General features: G+C 72.8%; 16 protein-coding genes. 14 read left to right on the top strand and 2 right to left on the bottom strand.

What is annotated here, in order from left to right; genetic code table 11:
- The first annotated feature begins 5 nt into the window (after positions 1-5).
- Genes EIY87_RS46795 through EIY87_RS46770 form a run of 6 tightly spaced genes read left to right on the top strand, consistent with a single transcriptional unit; the run spans position 6 to position 9,101 of the window.
- Positions 6-4,277 (top strand): beta-ketoacyl synthase N-terminal-like domain-containing protein, encoded by a 4,272-nt coding sequence (locus EIY87_RS46795; protein ID WP_125316558.1) that lies wholly within the window; start codon positions 6-8, stop codon positions 4,275-4,277.
- Positions 4,274-4,579: an acyl carrier protein gene (locus EIY87_RS46790; RefSeq protein WP_125316557.1), complete on the top strand. Its 306-nt coding sequence runs from the start codon at positions 4,274-4,276 to the stop codon at positions 4,577-4,579. The genes EIY87_RS46795 and EIY87_RS46790 overlap by 4 nt, the downstream gene beginning before the upstream one ends.
- Complete coding sequence (locus EIY87_RS46785; protein ID WP_125316556.1) at positions 4,576-5,382, top strand: alpha/beta fold hydrolase; 807 nt, start codon at positions 4,576-4,578, stop codon at positions 5,380-5,382. Before EIY87_RS46790 ends, EIY87_RS46785 begins: the two co-directional genes overlap by 4 nt.
- A complete protein-coding gene (locus tag EIY87_RS46780) occupies positions 5,382-6,548 on the top strand; it encodes a glycosyltransferase (protein WP_125316555.1) in 1,167 nt (388 codons plus the stop codon). Before EIY87_RS46785 ends, EIY87_RS46780 begins: the two co-directional genes overlap by 1 nt.
- A 16-nt stretch (positions 6,549-6,564) precedes the next feature.
- Complete coding sequence (locus tag EIY87_RS46775; protein WP_125316554.1) at positions 6,565-7,044, top strand: GNAT family N-acetyltransferase; 480 nt, start codon at positions 6,565-6,567, stop codon at positions 7,042-7,044.
- A gap of 29 nt (positions 7,045-7,073) precedes the next feature.
- The gene (locus tag EIY87_RS46770; protein WP_125316553.1) at positions 7,074-9,101 is read left to right on the top strand and encodes an MDR family MFS transporter; all 2,028 of its coding nucleotides are present in this window, start codon (positions 7,074-7,076) and stop codon (positions 9,099-9,101) included.
- A 96-nt stretch (positions 9,102-9,197) separates the two neighbouring features.
- Here the strand turns inward: EIY87_RS46770 and EIY87_RS46765 are convergent, their stop codons facing one another.
- The gene (locus tag EIY87_RS46765; protein WP_125316552.1) at positions 9,198-10,037 is read right to left on the bottom strand and encodes a PHP domain-containing protein; all 840 of its coding nucleotides are present in this window, start codon (positions 10,035-10,037) and stop codon (positions 9,198-9,200) included.
- A 40-nt stretch (positions 10,038-10,077) separates the two neighbouring features.
- Here EIY87_RS46765 and ligD point away from each other — a divergent pair, with 40 nt between their 5' ends.
- Both ligD and EIY87_RS46755 read left to right on the top strand, forming a co-directional pair.
- Positions 10,078-11,028 (top strand): non-homologous end-joining DNA ligase, encoded by a 951-nt coding sequence (gene ligD / locus EIY87_RS46760; RefSeq protein WP_125316551.1) that lies wholly within the window; start codon positions 10,078-10,080, stop codon positions 11,026-11,028.
- A 44-nt stretch (positions 11,029-11,072) separates the two neighbouring features.
- Positions 11,073-11,483, top strand: coding sequence for a response regulator (locus tag EIY87_RS46755; protein WP_225440444.1), 411 nt, complete (start codon positions 11,073-11,075; stop codon positions 11,481-11,483).
- Here the strand turns inward: EIY87_RS46755 and EIY87_RS46750 are convergent.
- Complete coding sequence (locus EIY87_RS46750) at positions 11,414-12,610, bottom strand: thiolase family protein (protein ID WP_125316550.1); 1,197 nt, start codon at positions 12,608-12,610, stop codon at positions 11,414-11,416. The genes EIY87_RS46755 and EIY87_RS46750 overlap by 70 nt on opposite strands.
- Before the next feature lie 236 nt (positions 12,611-12,846).
- On the opposite strand from EIY87_RS46750, the gene EIY87_RS46745 reads away from it, so the two are divergent.
- From EIY87_RS46745 to EIY87_RS46720, 6 genes are all read left to right on the top strand, one after another.
- Positions 12,847-13,287: a winged helix-turn-helix transcriptional regulator gene (locus EIY87_RS46745; protein WP_125316549.1), complete on the top strand. Its 441-nt coding sequence runs from the start codon at positions 12,847-12,849 to the stop codon at positions 13,285-13,287.
- Between the two features lie 275 nt (positions 13,288-13,562).
- Complete coding sequence (locus EIY87_RS46740) at positions 13,563-17,141, top strand: discoidin domain-containing protein (protein ID WP_125316548.1); 3,579 nt, start codon at positions 13,563-13,565, stop codon at positions 17,139-17,141.
- 84 nt (positions 17,142-17,225) lie between these two features.
- The gene (locus tag EIY87_RS46735) at positions 17,226-17,963 is read left to right on the top strand and encodes an SDR family oxidoreductase (RefSeq protein ID WP_125316547.1); all 738 of its coding nucleotides are present in this window, start codon (positions 17,226-17,228) and stop codon (positions 17,961-17,963) included.
- Positions 17,964-18,061: 98 nt separating this feature from the next.
- A complete protein-coding gene (locus tag EIY87_RS46730) occupies positions 18,062-20,404 on the top strand; it encodes a glycosyl hydrolase family 95 catalytic domain-containing protein (RefSeq protein ID WP_125316546.1) in 2,343 nt (780 codons plus the stop codon).
- A 59-nt stretch (positions 20,405-20,463) separates the two neighbouring features.
- Positions 20,464-20,832, top strand: coding sequence for a DoxX family protein (locus EIY87_RS46725; protein WP_125316545.1), 369 nt, complete (start codon positions 20,464-20,466; stop codon positions 20,830-20,832).
- Between the two features lie 214 nt (positions 20,833-21,046).
- Entirely contained in the window at positions 21,047-21,805 is a 759-nt protein-coding gene (locus EIY87_RS46720) for an HpcH/HpaI aldolase/citrate lyase family protein (protein ID WP_125316544.1), read from the top strand.
- Positions 21,806-21,807 lie beyond the last annotated feature (2 nt).

Here is a 21,807-nt window from a genome sequence, read left to right as displayed (position 1 = left end):
GCGGGATGCGCGTGGCCATCGTGGGGATGTCGGTGCTGCTGCCCGGCGCGCCCGACCTGGCCACCTACTGGCGCAACCTAGTCGGCGGCGTCGACGCCATCACCGAAGTGCCGCCGGAGAAGTGGGACGCCGCGCACTACGCGCCGGCCGAACGGCGGGCCGACCGGGTCTACTGCCGCCGCGGCGGGTTCGTCGACGAACTGGCCGAAGTGGACGTCGCCGGGTTCGGCATCATGCCGACGTCCGTGCCGGCCACCGAACCCGACCAGCTGATCGCGCTGCGGGTCGCGGCGCAGGCCGTCGCCGACGCCGGCGGCCCGGACCGCCTGCCCGCGGACCGGGCGAAGGTCGGCGTCGTGCTCGGCCGCGGCGGCTACCTGACTCCGGGTCTCGTCCGGCTGGACCAGCGCGTCCGCACCGCCACGCAGCTCGTCCGCACGCTCGGCGAGCTGCTGCCGGACCTCGACCCGGCGAGCCTGGACGCCGTCCGGGCCGCGTTCACCGAGCAGCTCGGCCCGGAAGCGCCGGAGTCCGCGATCGGGCTGGTGCCCAACCTCGCGGCGTCGCGGCTGGCCAACCGCCTCGACCTGCGCGGCCCGGCGTACACAGTGGACGCCGCGTGCGCGTCCTCGCTGATCGCCGTCGACCACGCCGTCCGCGAACTGGCCAGCGGCCGGTGCGACGTCGTCCTCGCCGGCGGCGTGCACCACTGCCACGACATCACGTTCTGGAGCGTGTTCACCCAGCTCGGCGCGCTGTCGCCCACCGAGCGCATCCGGCCGTTCCACCGCGACGCCGACGGCGTGCTCATCGGCGAAGGCACCGGCGTCGTCGTGCTCAAGCGCCTCGCCGACGCCGAACGCGACGGTGACCGCGTCTACGCCGTGATCACCGGGACCGGGGTCGCTTCCGACGGGCGGACCGCGAGCCTCGCCAACCCGGACTCCGGCGGCCAGGTCCGCGCGGTCCGCCAGGCGTGGGCCGCGGCCGGGCTCGACCCCGCCGCGCGGGACTCGCTCGGCCTCCTGGAAGCCCACGGCACCGCGACCCCGGCCGGCGACGCGGCCGAACTCGCGACGCTGCACGAGGTCTTCGGCACCCGCGGCGAAGCGGTCCTCGGCTCGGTCAAGTCGATGATCGGGCACACCATGCCCGCGGCCGGCATCGCCGGGCTGGTCAAGGCCGCGCTGGCCGTGCACCACGGCGTCCTGCTGCCCACCCTGCACTGCGACGACCCGCACCCGGGCCTCGCGCGGACCCGGTTCTCCACTTTGGACACCGCGAAGGACTGGGACGCGGCCGTGCGCCGGGCCGGGGTCAACGCGTTCGGGTTCGGCGGGATCAACGCCCACGTCGTGCTGGAACAGGCCCCGGGCCGCCCGGTCCCCGCGGCCGTCGTCCGCGAGCCGGAGCGGGTGCTGCGCCTGGCCGCCCGCAGTGTCGACGAACTGCGTGATCTCCTGGAAACGCCCGGAAAGCCGCCGGCCGGCGACGGCCCGGTCCGCCTCGGCGTCGTCGACCCGACGGAGAAGCGCCTGGCACTGGCCAGGAAAGTGCTCGCGCGCGGCCGGCCGTGGCGCGGCCGCAACGACGTCTGGTTCGCCGACCGCCCGCTGCTCGGCCCGGGCGGCGGGAAGGTCGCGTTCGTCTTTCCCGGCCTGGAGTCGGAACTGGCGCTGAACTGCGGGGACGTCGCCCGCCACTTCGGGTTGCCGTGGCGGCACGCGGACGTCGAAGTCGGCGACGTCGGCCGCCAGGGCACGGCGGTCTTCGAGCTGGGGCGGCTGCTCCACGCCGCGCTCGGCCGCCTCGGCGTCGTCCCGGACGCGGTCGCCGGGCACAGCCTGGGGGAGTGGACGGCGATGGCCGTCGCCGGCGTGCACGCTCAAGACGAGGTCGACGCGTTCCTCGCCGGGTTCGACCCCGACGCGCTCGTCGTCCCCGGCCTCGCCTTCGCGGCGATCGGCGCGTCCGCGCCGCAGGTGACCGAGGAGCTGGCCGGGCGCACGGACGTCGTGCTTTCCCACGACAACTCGCCCAACCAGGCCATGGTCTGCGGCCCCGCCGCCGCGGTCGACCGGCTGGTGGCGGGCTTCCGGGAGCGCGGGATCGTCGCGCAGGTGCTGCCGTTCCGCTCGGGTTTCCACACGCCGATGCTGCGGCCCTACCTCGGGCCGATCCGCGACGCGGCCGCCCGGTTCACCCTGCACCCGCCCCGGCTGCCGATCTGGTCGGCGACGACGGTCGCCGAGTACCCGGCCGCCGAAGCGGACGTCCGCGAGCTGTTCGTGCGGCACCTGCTGGAACCGGTCCGCTTCCGCCCGCTCGTGCGAGCGCTGCACGCCGCCGGGTTCCGCGCGTTCGTGCAGGTCGGCGCGGGCCAGCTCGGCTCGCTGGTCGGCGACACGCTGCACGGCGAGGAACACCTGGTCGTGGCGGCCCACTCGGCGCACCGGCCCGGGCTCGCGCAGCTGCGCCGGGTCGCGACCGCGCTGTGGGCCGACGGCGCCGACGTCGACTTCACCCGGCTGCCCGGCGACCGCCCGGCGCCGTCCAAGGCGGTCAGGCTGGACCTCGGCGGCCGACTGATCTCCCTCGACGAAGAGGTCCGCGCGCGCATCGCGCTCCCGGCTCGCCGGTCCACTGTGGACGACCTGGCCGGGAAGGGCCCGCTCGCCGCGGAACTCGCCGCCCTGCTCACCGACACCGCCCGCCTGGCCTCCACCGCCCTCGCCGGCCGCCCCGAGCGCGCACTTTCACGTGAAAGTGCGGCCGAGCTGGACACGACGCTCGAGGTGTCGGTCGAGGCGATGCCGTACCTGCTCGACCACTGCTTCTTCAAGCAGCCGCCGCAGGCTGACGCGGGCGACCGGTGGCCGGTCGTGCCGGCCACCACGGTGATCGACCACCTGATGGGCTTCGCCGAGCAGGCCGCGCCCGGCCGCCGCGCGGTCGCGGTGCACGACGTCCGGCTCACGCAGTGGATCACCGCGGTCCCGGCGGTCACCGTGGGCGTCCGGGTCCGCCCGCACGGCCCCGGACGGGTCCTCGCCGCACTGGACGGCTACTCCCAGGCCGTCGTCGAACTCGCGCAGGCGTACCCGGCCGACGCGCCGGCGCCGTGGCGGTTCCCGGCGGAAGCGGAGCAGGTCCCGGAGACCACGGCCGCCGAGCTGTACGCCGACCGCTGGATGTTCCACGGCCCGCGCTTCCAGGGCGTCACCGAGCTGACCGCCGTCGGCGAGCGGCACGTCCGCGCGGTGCTGACCACGCCCGCCGCGCCCGGCGCGCTGCTCGACAACGTCGGCCAGGTGCTCGGCTACTGGATCATGTCCCGGCTGGCTGAACGCACCACGGTCTTCCCCGTCGCGGTGCGCGAAATCCGGTTCCACGGCCCGCACCCGGCGCCGGGGGAGCGCTTGGAGTGCCTGGTCAAGATCACCGGGCTGACCGGGGAATTCCTCGACGCCGACATGCAGCTGGTCCACAACGGACAGGTCTGGGCGCAGTTCACCGGCTGGCGCGACCGCCGGTTCGACAGCACCCCGCACATCCGCCAGGCCGACCGGACGCCCGAGTCCTCGACGCTGTCGGTCGAGCAGCCCGGTGGCTGGGCGCTGGTGCACGAGCAGTGGCCGGACCTGGCCACCCGCGAGCTGATCATGCGCAACTACCTCGCCGGCGCCGAACGCGACGCCTACGCGAACCGGTCGCCGCGCGGACGGCGGCAGTGGCTGCTCGGCCGGATCGCCGCGAAGGACGCCGTCCGCCAGTACCTCTGGGCGCGCGGCGAGCCCGCGATGTTCCCGGCGGAGCTGCGCGTCGGCAACGACGACGCCGGCCGCCCGTTCGTGACCGGCGCCTACGGCCGGGAGCTGCCGCCGCTGACGATCTCGGTGGCGCACCGGGCCGAAGCGGGCGTGGCGATCGCCCGGCCCTGGCCGTGCGGCATCGACGTCGAAGAGGTCGGCACGCGCCGGGAGTCCACTGTGGACGCCGCGCTCGGCGCGGCCGAGCAGGCGCTGTTCGCGAGCCTGCCCGGCGACCCGGAACGGTGGTTCGCCCGGTTCTGGACGGCGAAGGAAGCCGTCGCGAAGCTGCTCGGGACCGGCCTGCGCGGCGAGCCCCGCGACTTCGAGGTCGTCGCGGCCGCACCGGCGGAACTCACCGTCCGCGCGGGCGGGCGGAACCACCTCGTCCACTGCGCCGACGCCGACCGGCCGCCGCGCCGCTACGTCGTCGCCTGGACCGAAGAGACGAAGGAGACAGCCGGATGAGCGTCGAGACCACGGCCACGGACGAGGGGACCGTCCTCGCGCAGATCGCGGGGATGCTCCGGGAACTGCTGGAAGAGTACGGCCTGGACGATGCCGAGATCACGATGGAGACGACCTTCCACGACGACCTCGAACTCGAGAGCGTCGACCTGGTCGCGCTGTCCGGGCAGCTGCGCGAGCACTACGGCGACCGCGTCAACTTCGCGACCTTCATCGCCGAACGCGACCTCGACGAGATCATCGCGCTGACGGTCGGCGAGCTGGTCCGGTACACCGTCGCCTCGCTGCGGGCCACGGCGTGAGCCGCGTCCGGGCGGGCGAGCTGGACGTGCACGTCCAGCGGCTCGCGCCCGAGGTCCCGCTCGACGGCGACGCGCCGCTCGTGGTGTGCGTCCACGGCCTGCTCACCGACAGCCTCGCCAGCTACTACTTCACGCTCGGCCCGGCGCTGGCCGCGCGGGGGCTCGACGTCCTGATGTACGACCTGCGCGGCCACGGCCGCACCACCCGCCCGGTGTCGGGGTACCGGCTGGAGGAGTTCGTCGACGACCTGGTCGCCGTCCTCGACGTCTGCGAAGCGACGCGGCCGGTGCACGTGGTCGGCAACTCGTTCGGCGCGTCGGTCGCGTTCGGGCTGGCCGCCGCCCGGCCGGACCGGGTCGCGAGCGTGATCGCGATCGAGGGCGAACCGCCGACGGCCGCGTGGACGCAGCACATGGCGGACGGCCTCGCGGACGCCAAGACCCGGCTGGCGATCGACGAGGTCATCGGCTGGATCGCGGACAACCACGGCGCCCACACCGCACGGCTCTCGAAGGCCGCGCACCGGATCCTGGAGACCACCACGATCGCCGAGGACGTCCCGCGCAGCGCGACCATCGCGGCGGACCTCTCGGCCGTGCGCTGCCCGGTGTTCGCCATCTTCGGCGGGGACTCCGGGCTCGCCGCCCAGGTCCCGGACTTCGAGGCGAACCTGGCGTCCTGCCGCTGCGTGGTGCTGCCCGACCAGGGCCATTCGGTGCTGGTGGAGCGGACCGCCGAGGTGATCGACCTGGTCTTCGAGTGGGTCCGCGACACCTCGCGCGCCCCGGCACGGGTGCGGTAGTGGCCCGGTTCCTGTTCGTCGTCCCGCCACTGGTCGGGCACGTGAACCCGGCCGCGGGCGTGGCGGCCGAGCTGACCGCCCGCGGCCACGAAGTCGCCTGGGCGGGCCACGACGAGCTGCTGCGGCGGCTGGCCGGGCCCGGCGCGCTCGTGTTCCCGTGCGCCCTGCCGCCGGAGGTCCCCGAGCGGCCGCCGGACCTCAAGGGGCCCGCCGCGCTGCGGTTCCTCTGGCAGGACTTCCTCGTCCCGCTGGCCGACGCGATGGCGCCCGGGGTGGCCACCGCCCTCGACGCGTTCTCCCCGCACGTCGTGGTCGCCGACCAGCAGGCACTGGCCGGCGGGCTGCTCGCCGAAGCGCACGGCCTGCCGTGGGTCACCTCGGCGACGACGTCGGCGGAGCTGGTCGACCCCCTGGCCGGGATGCCGAAGGTGGCGGACTGGGTGGGCGAGCTGCTGACCGGCCTGCGTGCCCGGATCGCCGGCGGCCGCGGCACGGCCGACCCCCGGTTCTCCCCGCACGGCGTGCTCGCCTTCACCACCCGCGAACTGCTCGGCCCGGCCGCGCTGCCGCCGCGGGTCCGGCTGGTCGGCCCGGCCCTCGGCGCCCGGCCGTCGCCCGGAGACTTCCCGTGGGAGTGGCTCGACCCGGCGCGCCCGGCGGTGCTCGTCTCCCTGGGCACGGCGAACACCGGCGCGGGCGCGGGCTTCCTGGCGGCGACGGCGGAGGCGTTCGCCGGCCTGCCCGCCCGCGCCGTGATCGCCGACCCGGGCGGCGTGCTCGGCGTGGTGCCCCCGAACGTCCTCGTGCGGCCGTCGGTCCCGCAGCTGCCGCTGCTCGCGCGCGTCGACGCGGTGCTGTGCCACGCGGGGCACAACACGGTGTGCGAGGCGCTGTGGCACGGCCTGCCGCTGGTCGTCGCGCCGATCCGCGACGACCAGCCGATCGTGGCCGCCCAGGTGGTCGCCGCGGGCGCGGGCATCAGGTTGCGCTTCGGCCGCGCGAACCGCGAACGGATCACGACGGCGCTCGAAGAGGTGCTCACGGAACCCTCGTACCGCCGGGCGGCCGAAGCGGTGGCGGCGTCGTTCCGCGCGGCGGGTGGCAGCGCCGCGGCGGCCGGGCACCTGGAGCAGCTCGCGCTGGAGAGCCTGCTGCCGGAAACCTGAGGGCTACCGTGCCGGGATGACTGTTTCCGTGTGCGCTCCGGGTGACGTCCCGGCCCTCGTGGCCTCGGCCGCGGCGCTGTTCGAAGAGGACGGCGGCCGCCGCGATCCGTTCATGGACACCGGCTGGCCCGCCCGCGAAGGCGAGGCCTACTACGCGAGCCTCGTCGCGGACCCGGCCTGCCTGTGCCTGCTCGCCGCCGGCGGGCACCTGATCGGACGGCTGCGGCCCCCGGACCCGCTGCGGCCCGGCGCGGTGAGCGCGGTGCTGGAGAGCATGCGGGTCGGCCCGGAGCACCGCCGGTCCGGCGCCGGCGCAGCGCTGGTCGAGGCTTTCCTCGGCTGGGCACGGGACCGCGGCGCGAACGACGTCAAGGTCACGGCTTACGCGGCCAACCACGGCGCGCTGGAGTTCTACCGCGCGCAGGGTTTCGAGCCGTTCGAAGTGGTGCTGCGTCACCGGAACGAGTGGCTATCCACAGTGGACTCCGCGCACTAGCCTCGGAGGCCGAGCGAGGAGGGCGCGAGATGACGGCCACCGCGGAGGTCGCCCACGAGCCGGGGCCCGTGCCGCTGACCAAGGGGCGGGTCAACGCCGTCTTCGGCGCCGTGCTCCTCGGGATGCTGCTGGCCGCACTGGACCAGACCATCGTCGGGACCGCGCTGCCCACGATCGTCGGCGACCTCGGCGGAGCCGGGCACCTGTCCTGGGTCGTCACGTCCTACCTGCTCGCCGAAACCATCATGACCGTCGTCGTCGGCAAGCTCGGCGACCTCTTCGGGCGCAAGCTGATGTTCCAGCTGTCCGTGGTCGTGTTCGGCGTCGGCTCGTTCTTCGCGGGGTTCGCCGACAGCATGGTGTGGCTGATCGTCTGGCGCGCCGTGCAGGGACTCGGCGGCGGCGGGCTGATGGTCACCTCGACCGCGCTCATCGCCGACGTCGTCCCGCTGCGCGAGCGCGGCAAGTACCAGGGCGTGCTCGGCTCGGTCTTCGGCGTGGTGACCGTCGCGGGCCCGATGCTCGGCGGCTTCTTCGTCGACCACCTGTCCTGGCGCTGGGCGTTCTACGTCAACATCCCGCTGGTCGTCGTGGTGCTGGTCGTGGCGTCCTCGGCGATGCCGAACGCCCGCGCCGCGGTCAAGCCGGTCATCGACTACCTCGGCATTCTGCTCATCGGCCTCGCCGCGACCGGCCTGACCCTGGTCACGAGCTGGGGCGGCACGCAGTACGCGTGGGGCTCGCCGACGATCATCGGGATGGCGATCGGCTCGGTGGTGCTGCTGGCCGCGTTCGTCTTCGTCGAACTGCGGGCGAAGGAACCGATGCTGCCGATGCGGTTGTTCCGCAACCCGGTCTTCACCGTCGGCGGCATCATGAGCTTCGTCGTCGGCTTCGCGATGCTCGGCGCGCTGTCCTACCTGCCGACGTACATGCAGTACGTGCAGGGGACGTCCGCCACCTCGTCCGGGGTCCGGCTGCTGCCGATGGTGCTGGCGCTGCTAGTCGCGTCGATCGCGGCGGGCAACGCGGTCAGCAGGACCGGGCGCTACAAGATCTTCCCGCTGGTCGGCGCCGCGGGCATGACGATCGGGCTCTACCTGCTGTCCCGGCTCGACACCGACACCGGCTTCTGGGAGGCGTCGGCGTACATGGCCGTGCTCGGCCTCGGCATCGGGCTGGGCATGCAGGTGCTGACCATCGCCGTGCAGAACACCGTCGACTACGCCGACCTCGGCGTCGCCACCTCGGGCGTGACGTTCCTGCGCTCGATCGGCAGCTCGTTCGGCGCGGCGATCTTCGGCACGGTGTACGCCAACCAGCTGACGCCCAAGCTCGCGGCGCTCCCGGTACCACCGGGTGTCGACCCGCGCGCGCTGCAGGTGCCGACCGCGCTGCACGCCCTGCCGGCGTCGGTGTCGGCGCCGGTGATCGAGGTGTACAGCGACGCCCTGCACGTCGTGTTCCTCGCCGCCGCGCCGGTCGGCCTGGTCGCGTTCGCGCTGGCGTTCTTCCTCAAGGAGGTCCCGCTGCGCGACACCGCCCGCGCGGCCGCCCCGGACCTCGGCGACGGCTTCGCGATGCCGGAGGCCCGCACGGACGACCGCGAACTCGAACGCGCGGTCGCGACGCTGTTCTTCCGCGAGCGCCGCAAGGTGGCCCCGGCGATCGTCGAGCGGGCGGGCAGCGACCTCGACGAAGGCGGCATCTGGTGCCTCCTGCAGGTCCACCTGCGCGAACGCCGCGGTGAGCCGCCGACGCTCAAGGCGATCGGCGAGCACTTCGGCGTCCCCGCGCCGGTGCTCGAACCGGCGTTCAACCGCCTGGAACTGACCGGCCACCTGCGCTACTCCCGCGACGGCTGGGCGCTGACGCCCGAGGGCCGCACGGAGTTCGCGAAGGTGGTCGGCGCCTGGCACGACTGGCTGGCCGACCGCCTCGGCGACTGGGGCACCGCCAACCGCGCCGAGCTGGACGCGGCGATCGGCCGCGTGGCGGCCCGCCTGCTCGACCAGAGCGCCGAGTCCCGGGCGTACGGCCGCCACGCACTGGCCTGAACGCATCTTTCCTAGGGAAAGTGACGACCTGGGGGCGTAGCTTTCACGTGAAAGCGACCACCTGGGGGCGTAGCTTTCACGTGAAAGCGGCGGGTCTCAGCGGCGCCAGAAGTCGTGTGGGGTGCGGCCCGGCCGGAAGCCGCATGACTCGACGAGTGCGGCGGCGTCGGCGAAGCCGGCGCCGACCAGGCCCGGTTCGTGGGCGTCGCTGCCGAACGCCACCGCCTCGCCGCCGTCCTGGAACCACCAGCGCACGACCTCGCCCGGCAGGGGCACCTTCGTGTTGACCTCCAGGGCGCGTCCGCTCGCCTTCAGCGCGCGCAGCACCGTGCGGAACTCCTCCTCGAACTCCGCCACCGCGAACGGCGGGCCTTCGGCGGGCCACGACCGCAGCGCGTAGTCGATGTGGGCGAGCACCGCGAAGTCCGCCGTCGACTCGACGAGGCCCAGCACTTCCGTCAGGTACGCGCGCAGGATCTCGCCGGGCGGGCGGCCGGACACCACGGTCAGTTCGTGGTGGTGCCCGTCCTCGCCGGGCAGGGAGTGCACCGAGCCGAGCACGCGGTCGAAGCCGTGGGCCGCGAGCAGCGCGTCGGCGCGTTCGCGGTGCCAGTGCGGCTCGCTCAGCTCGACGCCGGAGAGGATCCGCAGGCCGGGGAACCGGTCGCGGCACTCCGCGACGCACGCCAGGTAGCCCTCGACCTCGAGGTCCGGCGGCTCCAGGACGCCGTCCGCGCGCAGCCGCACCCGGAAGTGGTCCGGCAGCAGCGGGCGGACCGGCTCGGGGATCAGCCACGGCGTCAGGTCCGCGTGCTCGGTGAACGCCACCGACGGCAGGCCCAGATCGAGGGCCCGCTCGCAGGAGCCGAGCATCGACCCGGTGACCGTGTCCCAGGACCATTCGGTGTGGACGTGACCGTCCGGCGGCAGGCTCACCGGCCCACCGTAACCACGTTTTTGAGCTAGCGTCTCAACCATGGCGCAGAAGTCTCCGTCGGTGGAGCTGGAGGTCGGGCCGCACGAGGTCCGCATCTCGAACCCGGACCGGGTCTACTTCCCGGCCCGCGGCGAGACGAAGCTCGACCTGGTCAACTACTACCTCTCGGTGGGCGACGGCATCGTCAACGCGCTGCGCGAGCGGCCGTGCATGCTGCACCGCTTCCCGTCCGGCGTGGCGGGGGAGAAGGTGCACCAGAAGCGCGTGCCGAACGGCGCGCCGCCGTGGCTGGAGACCGTCCGGGTCACGTTCCCGCGCTACAACCGGCACGCCGACGAGCTGTGCGTCACCGAGCTGGCGCACGTCGCCTGGGCGGTGCAGATGTCCACAGTGGAGTTCCACCCGTGGAACTCCCGGCGCGCCGACACCGAGAAGCCGGACGAGTGGCGCATCGACCTCGACCCGATGCCCGACTGCGGCTTCGACCGCGTCCGCCGCGTCGCCCACGTCGCGCACGAAGTCCTCGACGAGCTCGGCGCGGTCGGCTGGCCGAAGACCTCCGGCGGCCGCGGCCTGCACGTCTACGTCCGGATCGAACCCCGCTGGGGCTTCGCCGACGTCCGCCGGGCGGCGCTCGCCTTCGCCCGCGAGGTCGAACGGCGGGCACCCGACGACGTGACCACGACCTGGTGGCGCAAGGACCGCGACCCGCGCACGCTCTTCGTCGACTACAACCAGAACGCCCGCGACCACACCATCGCCAGCGCGTATTCGGTGCGCGGCAACCCCGAAGGCACGGTGTCGACGCCGATCCGCTGGGACGAGATCGACGACGTCGAGCCGGGCGACTGCACCATCGCGACCGTCCCGGCCCGCTTCGCCGAGCTGGGCGACCTCCACGCGGGCATCGACAAGGCCGTCTTCTCGCTGGAACCACTGCTGGAGTGGGCCGACCGCGACGGCGTCGAGGAACCACCCGACCCGGACTGACGTATTTCCCGGGCGGGTCCGCGGCTCGGCTCGGGGTGAAGGTCGTGGTGTCGGGTGTGGACGCGGGCGCGTGGAGCCTGCTGGCGTTGCAGGTGGTCCTCGAACGCGAGGGCCACGAGGTGCGCGTGGCGGCGGAGGTGCTCAAGGCGTGCCGCCGCGCGCGGCCGGACTGCCTGGTGCTGTCCACTGTGCACGGCGGTTCGGGCGTGGACGTGCTCCGCCGCGTGCGCGCCGACCCCGCGCTGGGCGGGTTGCCCGTGGTGCTCGCCGGCCGCCTGCGGAACACGCGCGCCGAACTGCTCGCCCTCGGCTACGACGAGGTGTTCCCGGTCGCCGCCGCGGATCCCGGGGGAGCCGTGGCGGCGCTGCGGGCGTACCTGGCGCGTCAGTCCAGGCGTTCGACGATGGTCGCGTTGGCGAGGCCGCCCGCCTCGCACATCGTCTGCAGGCCGTAGCGGCCGCCGGTCTGCTCCAGCACCGACAGCAGCGTCGTCATCAGCCGGGCGCCGCTGCCGCCGAGCGGGTGCCCGATGGCGATCGCGCCGCCGTTGACGTTGACCTTCGCCGGGTCCGCGCCGATCTCGTGCTGCCAGGCCAGCACCACGCTCGCGAACGCCTCGTTGACCTCGAACGCGTCGATGTCGGAGACGGCGAGGCCTGCCCGGGCGAGCACCTTGCGGGTGGCCGGGATGATGCCGGTCAGCATGAGGAGCGGGTCGTCGCCGGTGACGGCGAAGCTGTGGAGCCGCGCGCGAGGCCGCAGCCCGAGTGCCTTCGCCGTCTCGGAGCTGGTGATCATCAGCGCGGCGGCACCGTCGTTGATCGGCGACGAGTTGCCCGCGGTGACGTGCCAGCCGAGGCCGGGGAACCGCTGCTCCCAGACGTCGGCGCGGAAGGCGGGCTTGAGCCCGGCGAGGATTTCCGGCGTGGTGCCCGGCCGCACGGTCTCGTCGGTCGTGACGTCGGCCAGTGCCCCGTCCGGCCCCGGCGCCTTGAGCGGCGCGACCTCGCCGGCGAACTTCCCGTCCGCCCACGCCCGCGCGGCCCGCTGGTGGCTCCGGGCGGAGAACTCGTCCAGCTGCGCCCGGCTGAAGCCCCACTTCGCGGCGATGAGCTCCGCGCTGATGCCCTGTGGCACGAGGCCGTCCGGGTAGCGCGCGGCGACCTGCGGACCGAACGGGTCCCGCCCGGCGGCCTGGCTGCCCATCGGCACCCGGCTCATCGACTCGACACCGGAGGCGAGCACGACGTCGTACGCGCCGGCGATGACGCCCTGCGCGGCGAAGTGGACGGCCTGCTGGCTGCTGCCGCACTGCCGGTCCACGGTCACGGCGGGCACCGACTCCGGCAGCCCGGCGGCCAGCGCGGCCCACCGGGCGGTGTTCATGCTCTGCTCGCCGATCTGCCCGACGGCGCCGCTGATGACGTCGTCGATCCGGGCCGGGTCGACGCCGGTGCGTTCGACGAGCGAGCGGAGCGCGTGGGCGTGCAGGTCGACGGGGTGCACCCCGGCGAGCGTTCCGTTCGGCTTGCCCTTGCCGATGGGGGTCCGTACCGCGTCGACGATCACCGCGTCCGTCATGGCGTCTGCCTCCTCGCAGATCGGGGATGTGTCCGGTATACGCCGGGTGGGTTGGATTACACAACTCACCTGTTCGCGAGGTCACAGGGGTGTTGTTCGTCGGCGGCGGCGGTCGCGAACGACTCATTGGGGACGTTGGCGGGGCCCCGGCAACCTGCCGCGCTCGGCCAGCCTTGCCTCGCCAGGCCACGCCCGACCAAAGTGCTAGGTTGGATTTTCAACCCGATGGAGGTGGCATGGTCCGGCGTGGTCGCGAGTGCTCGGTCGCGGAGGCCCTCGAGGTCGTCGGCGAACGGTGGAGCCTCCTGGCGTTGCGCGAGATCATGCTGGGGAACCGCCGGTTCAACCAGATCGCCGAGAACACCGGTGCCAGCCGGGACATCCTGGCCGCGCGGCTGCACAAGCTCGTCGACGCCGGCGTCCTCGAAAAGGTCCAGTACGAGGCCCACCCGCCGCGGCACGAGTACTACCCGACCGAAGCCGGCCGGGCGCTGCAGCCGATCCTGCTCGGGCTGATGGCGTGGGGCGACAAGTACGTCCACCAGGGCGAACCGCCCACGCTGTGGTGGCACGCCTGCGGTGCGGAGCTGCACCCGGTCACCGTCTGCGCGCACTGCGGCGAGGCGGCCAACGCGCCCGGTACCCGCGCGATCCGCCTGGGAGCCGTCCACTCCTGACCCGACCGGCCCCAGGCCTCCTCGCATCCCCCGCGAGGAGGCCTTTTTGGTGTCCGGGCGTTGACTTGAGACCCGCGTCACGGTAACTCTTGAACGAATCAGTGCAAGAACCTGACAACGCTGTGAGAAATCTCGGCACGAGTCAGGAAGCCCTCGACGAAGAGGTGCCCATGCCGTGCTGCCCCCGTGCGCCCCCGGCGCCGGTCCGCGCGTGTCCGTTCCCTGGTTGTGCCGTCCCGACGCGTCTCCCCTCCTCCCCGGATCCGAGGAACCCCATGAGAACGAAGCGACTCCTGTCGCGCGCGGCGACCTACGCCGCCCTGTCCCTCCTGCTGCTCACCCCCGCCGTGGCCGCGAGCGCCGCCCCGGCCGCCGCGCCCGCCGGTGCCGCCGCGCAGGCGGCCACCGCGACCTACACCGCGAGCAGCCAGCTCGCCGGCTACCCCGTCTCGAACGTCGGCGACGGCAACCAGGCCTCCTACTGGGAGAGCACCAACAACCAGTTCCCGCAGTGGGTCCAGGCCGACCTCGGCACGGCCACGGATATCGCGCAGCTGGTGCTCAAGCTGCCGTCGAACTGGGAAGCCCGCACCGAGACCTTCAGCGTGCAAGGCAGCACCGACGGCACCGGCTTCAGCGACCTCAAGCCCGCCGCCGGCTACCGGTTCGACCCCGCCACCGGCAACACCGTCACCGTCGACGTCACGGCGAACACCCGGTACGTCCGGCTGAACGTCACCGCCAACACCGGCTGGCCCGCCGCGCAGCTGTCCGAGTTCGAGGTGCACGGCCCGGCCGGCGGGGACACGCAGCCGCCGTCCGCGCCCGGGAACCTCGCCTACACCCAGCCCGCGAGCGGCCAGATCCGGCTGACCTGGTCGGCTTCGACCGACAACACCGGCGTCACCGGCTACGACGTCTACGCCAACAACCAGCTGCGCGGCAGCGTGGCCGGCACCGTCCTGACCTACACCGACAACCAGCCCGACGGCACCACCGTGTCGTACTACGTCCGCGCGAAGGACGCCGCGGGCAACCAGTCGGCGAACAGCGCCACGGTGACCCGCACCGGCACCCAGGCCGGGACCAACCTCGCGCTGGGCAAGCCGATCACGGCGTCCTCGACGGAGTTCTCCTTCGTCGCCGCGAACGCCAACGACAACTCGGTGACGACCTACTGGGAAGGCGGCGGCGGGACGTACCCGAACCTGCTGACCGTCGCGCTCGGGTCGAACGCCGACGTGAACCAGGTCGTCGTCAAGCTGAACCCGGACCCGGTCTGGGGCCCGCGCACGCAGACGATCGCCGTCGAGGGCCGCGAGCAGAGCGCGGCCGCGTTCACCACGCTGGCCGCCGCGCAGACCTACAGCTTCAGCCCGTCGACCGGGAACACCGTGACGATCCCGCTCAGCGGCCGCGCCGCCGACGTCCGGCTGCGCGTCACCGCGAACTCCGGCGCGGGCGGCGGGCAGGCCGCGGAGTTCCAGGTCTTCGGCGTCCCCGCGCCCAACCCGGACCTGACGGTCTCCGGCGTGTCCTGGTCGCCGCAGAACCCGGTCGAGACCGACGCGATCACCGCGTCGGCGACGGTCCGCAACGCCGGGACGGCTGCTTCCGGCGCGACGAACGTCAACCTCTACCTGGGCACCACCAAGGTCGGCACCGCGAACGTCGGCGCGCTCGCCGCCGGCGCGTCGGCGACCGTGTCGGCGAACATCGGCACCCGGGACGCGGGCAGCTACCAGCTGACCGCGAAGGTCGACGAGGCCAACGCCGTCGTCGAGCAGAACGAGGCCAACAACTCCTACACCGCTTCGACGGCGCTGGTCGTCAGCCCGGTGCAGAGCTCCGACCTCGTCGCGGCCACGGCGTGGTCGCCGAACAACCCGGCCGCGGGCAACACCGTCACCTTCGCCACGACCCTGCGCAACCAGGGGACCGTGGCGAGCGCGGGCGGCGCCCACGGCGTCACGGTGACGATCGCGGACCAGAACGGCACCGTGGTGAAGACCCTCAGCGGCAGCTACACCGGCGCGATCGCCGCCGGAGCCACCGCGAGCCCGGTCACCGTCGGCACCTGGACCGCCGCCAACGGCCGGTACACGGTGAAGACCGTCGTCGCGAACGACGCCAACGAGCTGCCGGTCAAGCAGGCCAACAACACCAGCACGCAGGCGCTGTTCGTCGGCCGGGGCGCCAACATGCCCTACGACATGTACGAGGCCGAGGACGGCGTCGTCGCGGGCGGCGCGTCCGTCGTCGGCCCGAACCGGACGATCGGTGACCTCGCCGGGGAGGCGTCGGGCCGCAAGGCCGTCACGCTGAACTCGACCGGCTCGTCGGTGGAGTTCACCACCCGCGCGTCGACCAACACCCTGGTCACCCGGTTCTCCATCCCGGACTCCGCGGGTGGCGGCGGGATCAACTCGACGCTGAACGTCTACGTCGACGGCACGTTCCTCAAGGCCATCGACCTGACCTCGCACTACGCCTGGCTTTACGGCGCCGAAACCGGCCCGGGCAACTCACCGGGCGCCGGGCCGCGGCACATCTACGACGAGGCCGGCACGATGCTCGGCACGACCGTGCCCGCCGGGCACAAGATCAAGCTGCAGAAGGACGCGGCCAACAGCACGAACTACGCGATCGACTTCGTGAACTTCGAGCAGGCCACCGCGGTCGCGAACCCGGACCCGGCGCACTTCGCCGTGCCCACCGGGTTCACGCAGCAGGACGTGCAGAGCGCGCTGGACAAGGTCCGGCAGGACAGCACCCTCACCGGCGTCTACCTCCCGGCCGGCACCTACTCGCTGTCGAGCAAGCTGAACGTCTACGGGAAGGCCGTCACGGTGACCGGCGCCGGGCCGTGGTTCACGAAGTTCTCCGCGCCTTCGGGTCAGGAGAACACCGACATCGGCATCGACGTGCAGTCGAGCGCGAACGGCTCGACGTTCAGCGGGTTCGCGGTGTTCGGGAACTACACCTCGCGCATCGACGGCCCCGGCAAGGTGTTCAACCTGACCAACGTCGCGAACCTGACGATCGACAACATCTGGGTCGAGCACCAGGTCGTGATGGTCTGGGGCACCAACGTGGACAACACGACGATCAAGAACTCCCGGATCCGCGACACCTTCGCCGACGGCGTCAACCTCACGAACGGGAGCACCGGCAACCACGTCACCAACATCGAGGCCCGGTCCACCGGCGACGACAGCTTCGCGCTGTTCGCCGCCACGGACCTCAACCCGGGCAACCAGTACGACAACGTGTTCGAGAACCTGACCTCGCTCACCCCGTGGCGCGCGGCCGGGCTGGCGGTCTACGGCGGGTACAACAACACCTTCCGCAACCTCTACATCGCGGACACGCTGACGTACTCGGCGATCACGATCAGCTCGCTCGACTTCGGCTACCCGTTCCTCGGGTTCGGGCCGCAGCAGACGACGGTCCAGAACGCCTCGCTCGTCCGCGACGGCGGCCACTTCTGGGGCCAGCAGACGTTCCCGGCGATCTGGCTGTTCTCCGCGTCGAAGGAGTTCCGCGGCATCCGGGTGTCCGATGTGGACATCGAGAGCCCGACCTACAGCGGGATCATGTTCCAGACCAAGTACAACGGCGGTCCGGAGCACCCGGTGGAGGACACCGTGCTGACGAACGTGTCGATCACCGGCGCGCACCGCAGCGGTGACGCCTTCGACGCCAAGTCCGGGATCGGCATCTGGGCCAACGAGCTGCCGGAACCGGGTCAGGGTCCGGCCGTCGGCTCGGCGACGTTCACCGGGCTCACGCTGAGCGACAACGACGAGGACATCCGCAACAAGACGACCACGTTCACCATCATCCGCAACTAGCCGCGCGAAGTGCCGTCAAGGCCACCTTACCGGCGGCAGACGCCCGTAAGGTGGCCTTGACGGCTTTACGGCGGGAGGCGGCTCGTGCGGATCCTGGTCACCGGTGGCACCGGGCAGCTCGGCTCGGCGGTCGTGGCGCGGCTGCGGGCGGCGGGGGAGGAGGTCCGCGTGCTGAGCAGGCGGGCCGGGCCGGACGTCGTCCGGGGCGACCTGCGGACCGGGCGTGGCGTCGACAGCGCCGTGGCCGGCGTGGACGCGATCGTCCACTGCGCCACCGACTTCCGGCACGAGACGACCCTGGCGCGCACGCTGGCCGAGGCGGCGCGCTGGGCCGGCGGGCCGCACCTGGTGTACGTCTCGATCGTCGGCGTCGACCGCGTGCCGCTGGGCTACTACCGCGCCAAGCACGAGACCGAGCAGTTCATCGCCTCCTCGGGCCTGCCGTACACGATCCAGCGGGCCACGCAGTTCCACGGCCTGGTCCGGACGCTGCTCGCGGGCGCGTCCCGGCTGCCGGTGGTGCCGGTGCCGCGGATCTCGTTCCAGCCGGTGGACGTCCGGGACGTCGCCCGCCGGCTCGCGTCCGTCGTGCTGGACGACCCGGCGGGCCGGGTGGCGGACTTCGGCGGCCCGGAGATCCTGACGGCGGCGGAGCTGGCCGCCGCGGTGGGCGAGGTCAGCGGGCGGGTCCGGCGGATCGTGCCGCTGAAGGTGCCGGGGGAGACGTTCCGGGCGTACGCCGACGGCGGGCACCTGGCCCCGGAGCACCGCGACGGCGAGATCACCTTCCGCGAGTACCTGGCCGAGCACGCTCGTATGTAATCCGATTAATTACGAAGATTCTTGACCACGCTGCCGGATAGGTCATATGTTTGGCGGGCTTCACGGCCGGTTTCCGCCCAACGCCGAACGGACCAGTCATGCCGGATCAGTCGCTCCCGCCGTCGCGGCGGACCTTCCTCAAGCTCGGTGGCGCGGTCGGCGCCGGAGTCGCTGTCGGCGGCTTGCGCCCCTTTGCCGCCAACGCAGAAGTCCTCCGACCAGCCGACGAGGACCTCGTGCCCGAGGCGCGCGCCACCACGCTCTGGTACCCCGCGCCCGCGGCAGAGGACAAGATCATCGAACAGGGCCTGCCGATCGGCAATGGTCGGATCGGTGCGCTCGTCGGCGGCGACCCCGCGGCCGACTTCCTCTACCTCGCCGACGCGTCGCTGTGGACCGGCGGCGCCAACGACGTCCTCGAAGACGACGGGCAGTTCCCCTACGAACGCGAGAAGTTCGGCACCCTCGGCCTGCTCGCGAAGGCGCGGATCACCGTCCCGGCCCACACCGGCGTCACGGACTACCGCCGCACGCTCGACCTCAGCAACGGCCTGGTCACCGTCGCCTACACCCACCAGGGCACGCGCTACCGCCGTGAGGTCTACGCGAGCCACCCCGACGACGTCGTGGTCGTCCGGCTCACCGGTGGTCCGATGACCGGCACGGTCGCGCTGGAGCCGACGCGCGGGGAGACCCTGGCCGGACCCGCGTTCGAAGCGGCCTTCGCCAACGGGTTGAAGTACGCGAGCGCCGTCGCGGCGTCGGGTCGCGGCGGCCAGGTAGCGACCGACGGCACCACGGTCGCGTTCACCGGCTGCCGGGAAGTCCTGATCGTGCTCACCGGTGGCACGAACTACGTACCCGACGCGGCCCGGAAGTTCCTCGACGCGGCCGCGGACCCATTGCGCGTGGCGAAGGACAAGGTGGCCGCGGCACTGCGCGCGGGCGGGGACGCGCTGCGGGCGACGCACGTCGCCGACTACCGGCGGCTCTACGACCGGATGAGCGTCGACCTCGGCCAGTCGCCGCCGGCGAAGCGCGCGCTGGACACGTGGTCGCGGCTGCTGGCCCGCCACGACGACCCGGCCACGCCGGACCCGGAGCTGGAGGCGAGCTACCTGCAGTTCGGCCGCTACCTGACCATCACCGGCTCGCGCGACGGGCTGCCGATGGGGCTGCAGGGCCTGTGGCAGAACACCAACACGCCGGACTGGATGAGCGACTACCACACCGACATCAACGTCCAGATGAACTACTGGCTGGCCGACCGCGCGGGGCTGCCCGGGAGCTTCACTGCACTGGCGGATTACTGCCTGGCGCAGCTTCCCGTGTGGACGGACAGCACGAACCGCCTGTTCAACGACCCCCGCAACAGGTTCCGCAACACCAGCGGCAGGATCGGCGGCTGGGCGGTCGCGTTCTCCACCAACATCTACGGCGGCTCCGGGTGGTGGTGGCACCCGGGCGGCAACGCCTGGCTGTGCAACTCGCTGTGGGACCACTACGCCTTCACCCAGGACAAGGCCTACCTCGCGCGGATCTACCCGCTGTTGAAGGGTGCGTGCGAGTTCTGGGAGGCGCGGCTGCTGCCGATGGTGGTCGGCGGGCGCGAGGTGCTGGTCGACGACCACGACTGGTCGCCGGAGCACGGCCCGCAGGACACCCGCGGGAACACCTACTCCCAGGAGATCGTCTGGGACCTGTTCGAGCACTACCGCGAGGCCGTCGCGGTGCTGGGGCGGGACCGCGCGTACGGCGACCGGATTGCCGGCCTGCAGCGGAAGCTGTACCTGCCGGAAGTCAGCCCCACGACCGGCTGGCTCGAAGAGTGGATGTCGCCGGACAACCTCGGCGAGACCACGCACCGGCACCTGTCGCCGCTGATCGGCTTCTTCCCCGGCGACCGGATCGCGGCCGACACGGCCCCGAAGGAGCTGCTGGACGGCGTCCGGGCCCTGCTGGTCGCGCGCGGCATGGACAGCTACGGCTGGGCGACCGCGTGGCGCTCGGCGTGCTGGGCCCGGCTCAAGGACGCCGACCGCGCGCACCAGCTGCTGCTCACCGTGCTGCGGCCGTCGGTGGCCAACGGCAACGGGACCGCGCCGAACTTCTTCGACATGTACAGCCAGGGCAGCTACACGATCTTCCAGATCGACGCGAACCTCGGCGCGCCGGCGGCGATGGTGGAGATGCTCGTGTACTCCCGGCCGGGCGTGCTGGAACTGCTGCCGGCCCTACCTGCGGCGTGGGCGGCCTCGGGCCGCGTGACCGGCATCGGCGCGCGCGGCGGGTTCGAGGTCGACCTCGCGTGGCGCGCCGGGAAGGTGACGACGGCGGTGATCCGCAGCGTCGGCGGCACCAGGACGGAGGTCCGCGCCGGGACCTGGAAGCGCACGATCGGCCTGCGGCCGGGCGGGTCGGTCACGGTCCAGCCAAGTTGAGGCACGTCCTCCGGAAAGAGGTGTAGTGTTCAACTACTTTCTTCGGACCGGAGGTCACCGTGAACGTCGTCCTGTGGATCGTGGCGGGTGTGCTCGCCGCGCTGTACCTCGCCGCCGGGGGCATGAAGCTCGCGACCCCACGCGAGAAGCTGCTGGAGAACCCGAACATGGGCTGGACGGCGGACTTCTCGGGCGCGGCGGTCAAGGGCATCGGCGCGGTCGAGGTCCTCGGCGCGATCGGGCTGGTCCTGCCGTGGGCGCTGGACATCGCCCCGGTGCTGACCCCGCTGGCCGCCACCGGGCTGGCGGTGGTCCAGGTCGGCGCGATCATCGTGCACGCGCGGCGCAAGGAGACGAAGGCGCTGCCGATGAACGTCGTGCTGCTGGTGCTGGCGGCGTTCGTGGCGATCGGCCGGTTCGTCGGCTGACGCGGCCGCGGTGAACGCGTGCTGGTCGCCGGCGGCCCGGTACTCCATTTCCACCTTGGCCCAGTCGTAGATCCAGTCGCCGCGCATGCCCGACCCCTCACTCTCTCCGGTGCTGGAGCCCACGATCGTGCTGAGGCGGCGCCGCCCGCATCGGGCGAACACGCAGTCCGGGCCGGGAAACCCCTTACCCCGCCTTTGCTACCTTCGGGGCACCATGACCGCGAGGACGTTCCTGTTCGTGCCCGGCGACCGGCCCGACCGCTTCGGCAAGGCCGTGGCCAGCGGCGCCGACGTCGTACTGCTGGACCTCGAGGACGCCGTCGCCCCGGCGGACAAGGACGCCGCTCGCGCGGCCGTCGGCACGTGGCTCGACGGCGGCGGCACGGCGATGGTCCGGATCAACGCCCCGGGCACCCCGTGGTTCGACGCCGACGCCGCCCTCGTGGCCGCGCGCGGGGTGCCCGTCATGGTGCCGAAGGCCGAGCACCCGGGCGTGCTCGCCGGGTTCCGCGAAGTCGTGGCCCTCGTCGAGACCGCGCGGGGCGTCGAGCGGGCCGGTGAGCTGGCGGCCGTGCCGTCGGTGACGCGGCTGGCGTTCGGCAGCGTCGACCTGGCGGCGGAACTGGGCGTCGATCCCGACGACCGGGAGCCGTTCGCCTACGCGCGTTCGCGGCTGGTGATCGCGTCCGCGGCGGCCGGGCTGGCGCCGCCGGTGGACGGCGTGACGACGGACCTGCGCGACGACGACCGGCTGGCCGCCGACGTCCGGTACGCGCGCCGGCTGGGGTTCGGGGGCAAGCTGTGCGTCCACCCGCGACAGGTCGCGCCTGTCCAGATGGGCTTCGAGCCCACCGAAGCCGAGCGCGAGTGGGCCCGCCGGGTCGTCACGGCGGGCGCATCGGTGTCCACTGTGGACGGGAAGATGGTGGACCGGCCGGTGCTGGCCCGGGCCCGCCGGATCCTGGGGGAGTAGGC

This window comes from Amycolatopsis eburnea, assembly GCF_003937945.1.
Lineage (GTDB): Bacteria > Actinomycetota > Actinomycetes > Mycobacteriales > Pseudonocardiaceae > Amycolatopsis > Amycolatopsis eburnea.
Note: the sequence above shows the minus strand (reverse complement) of the source record. Positions and strands in the feature narration are given on the sequence as shown.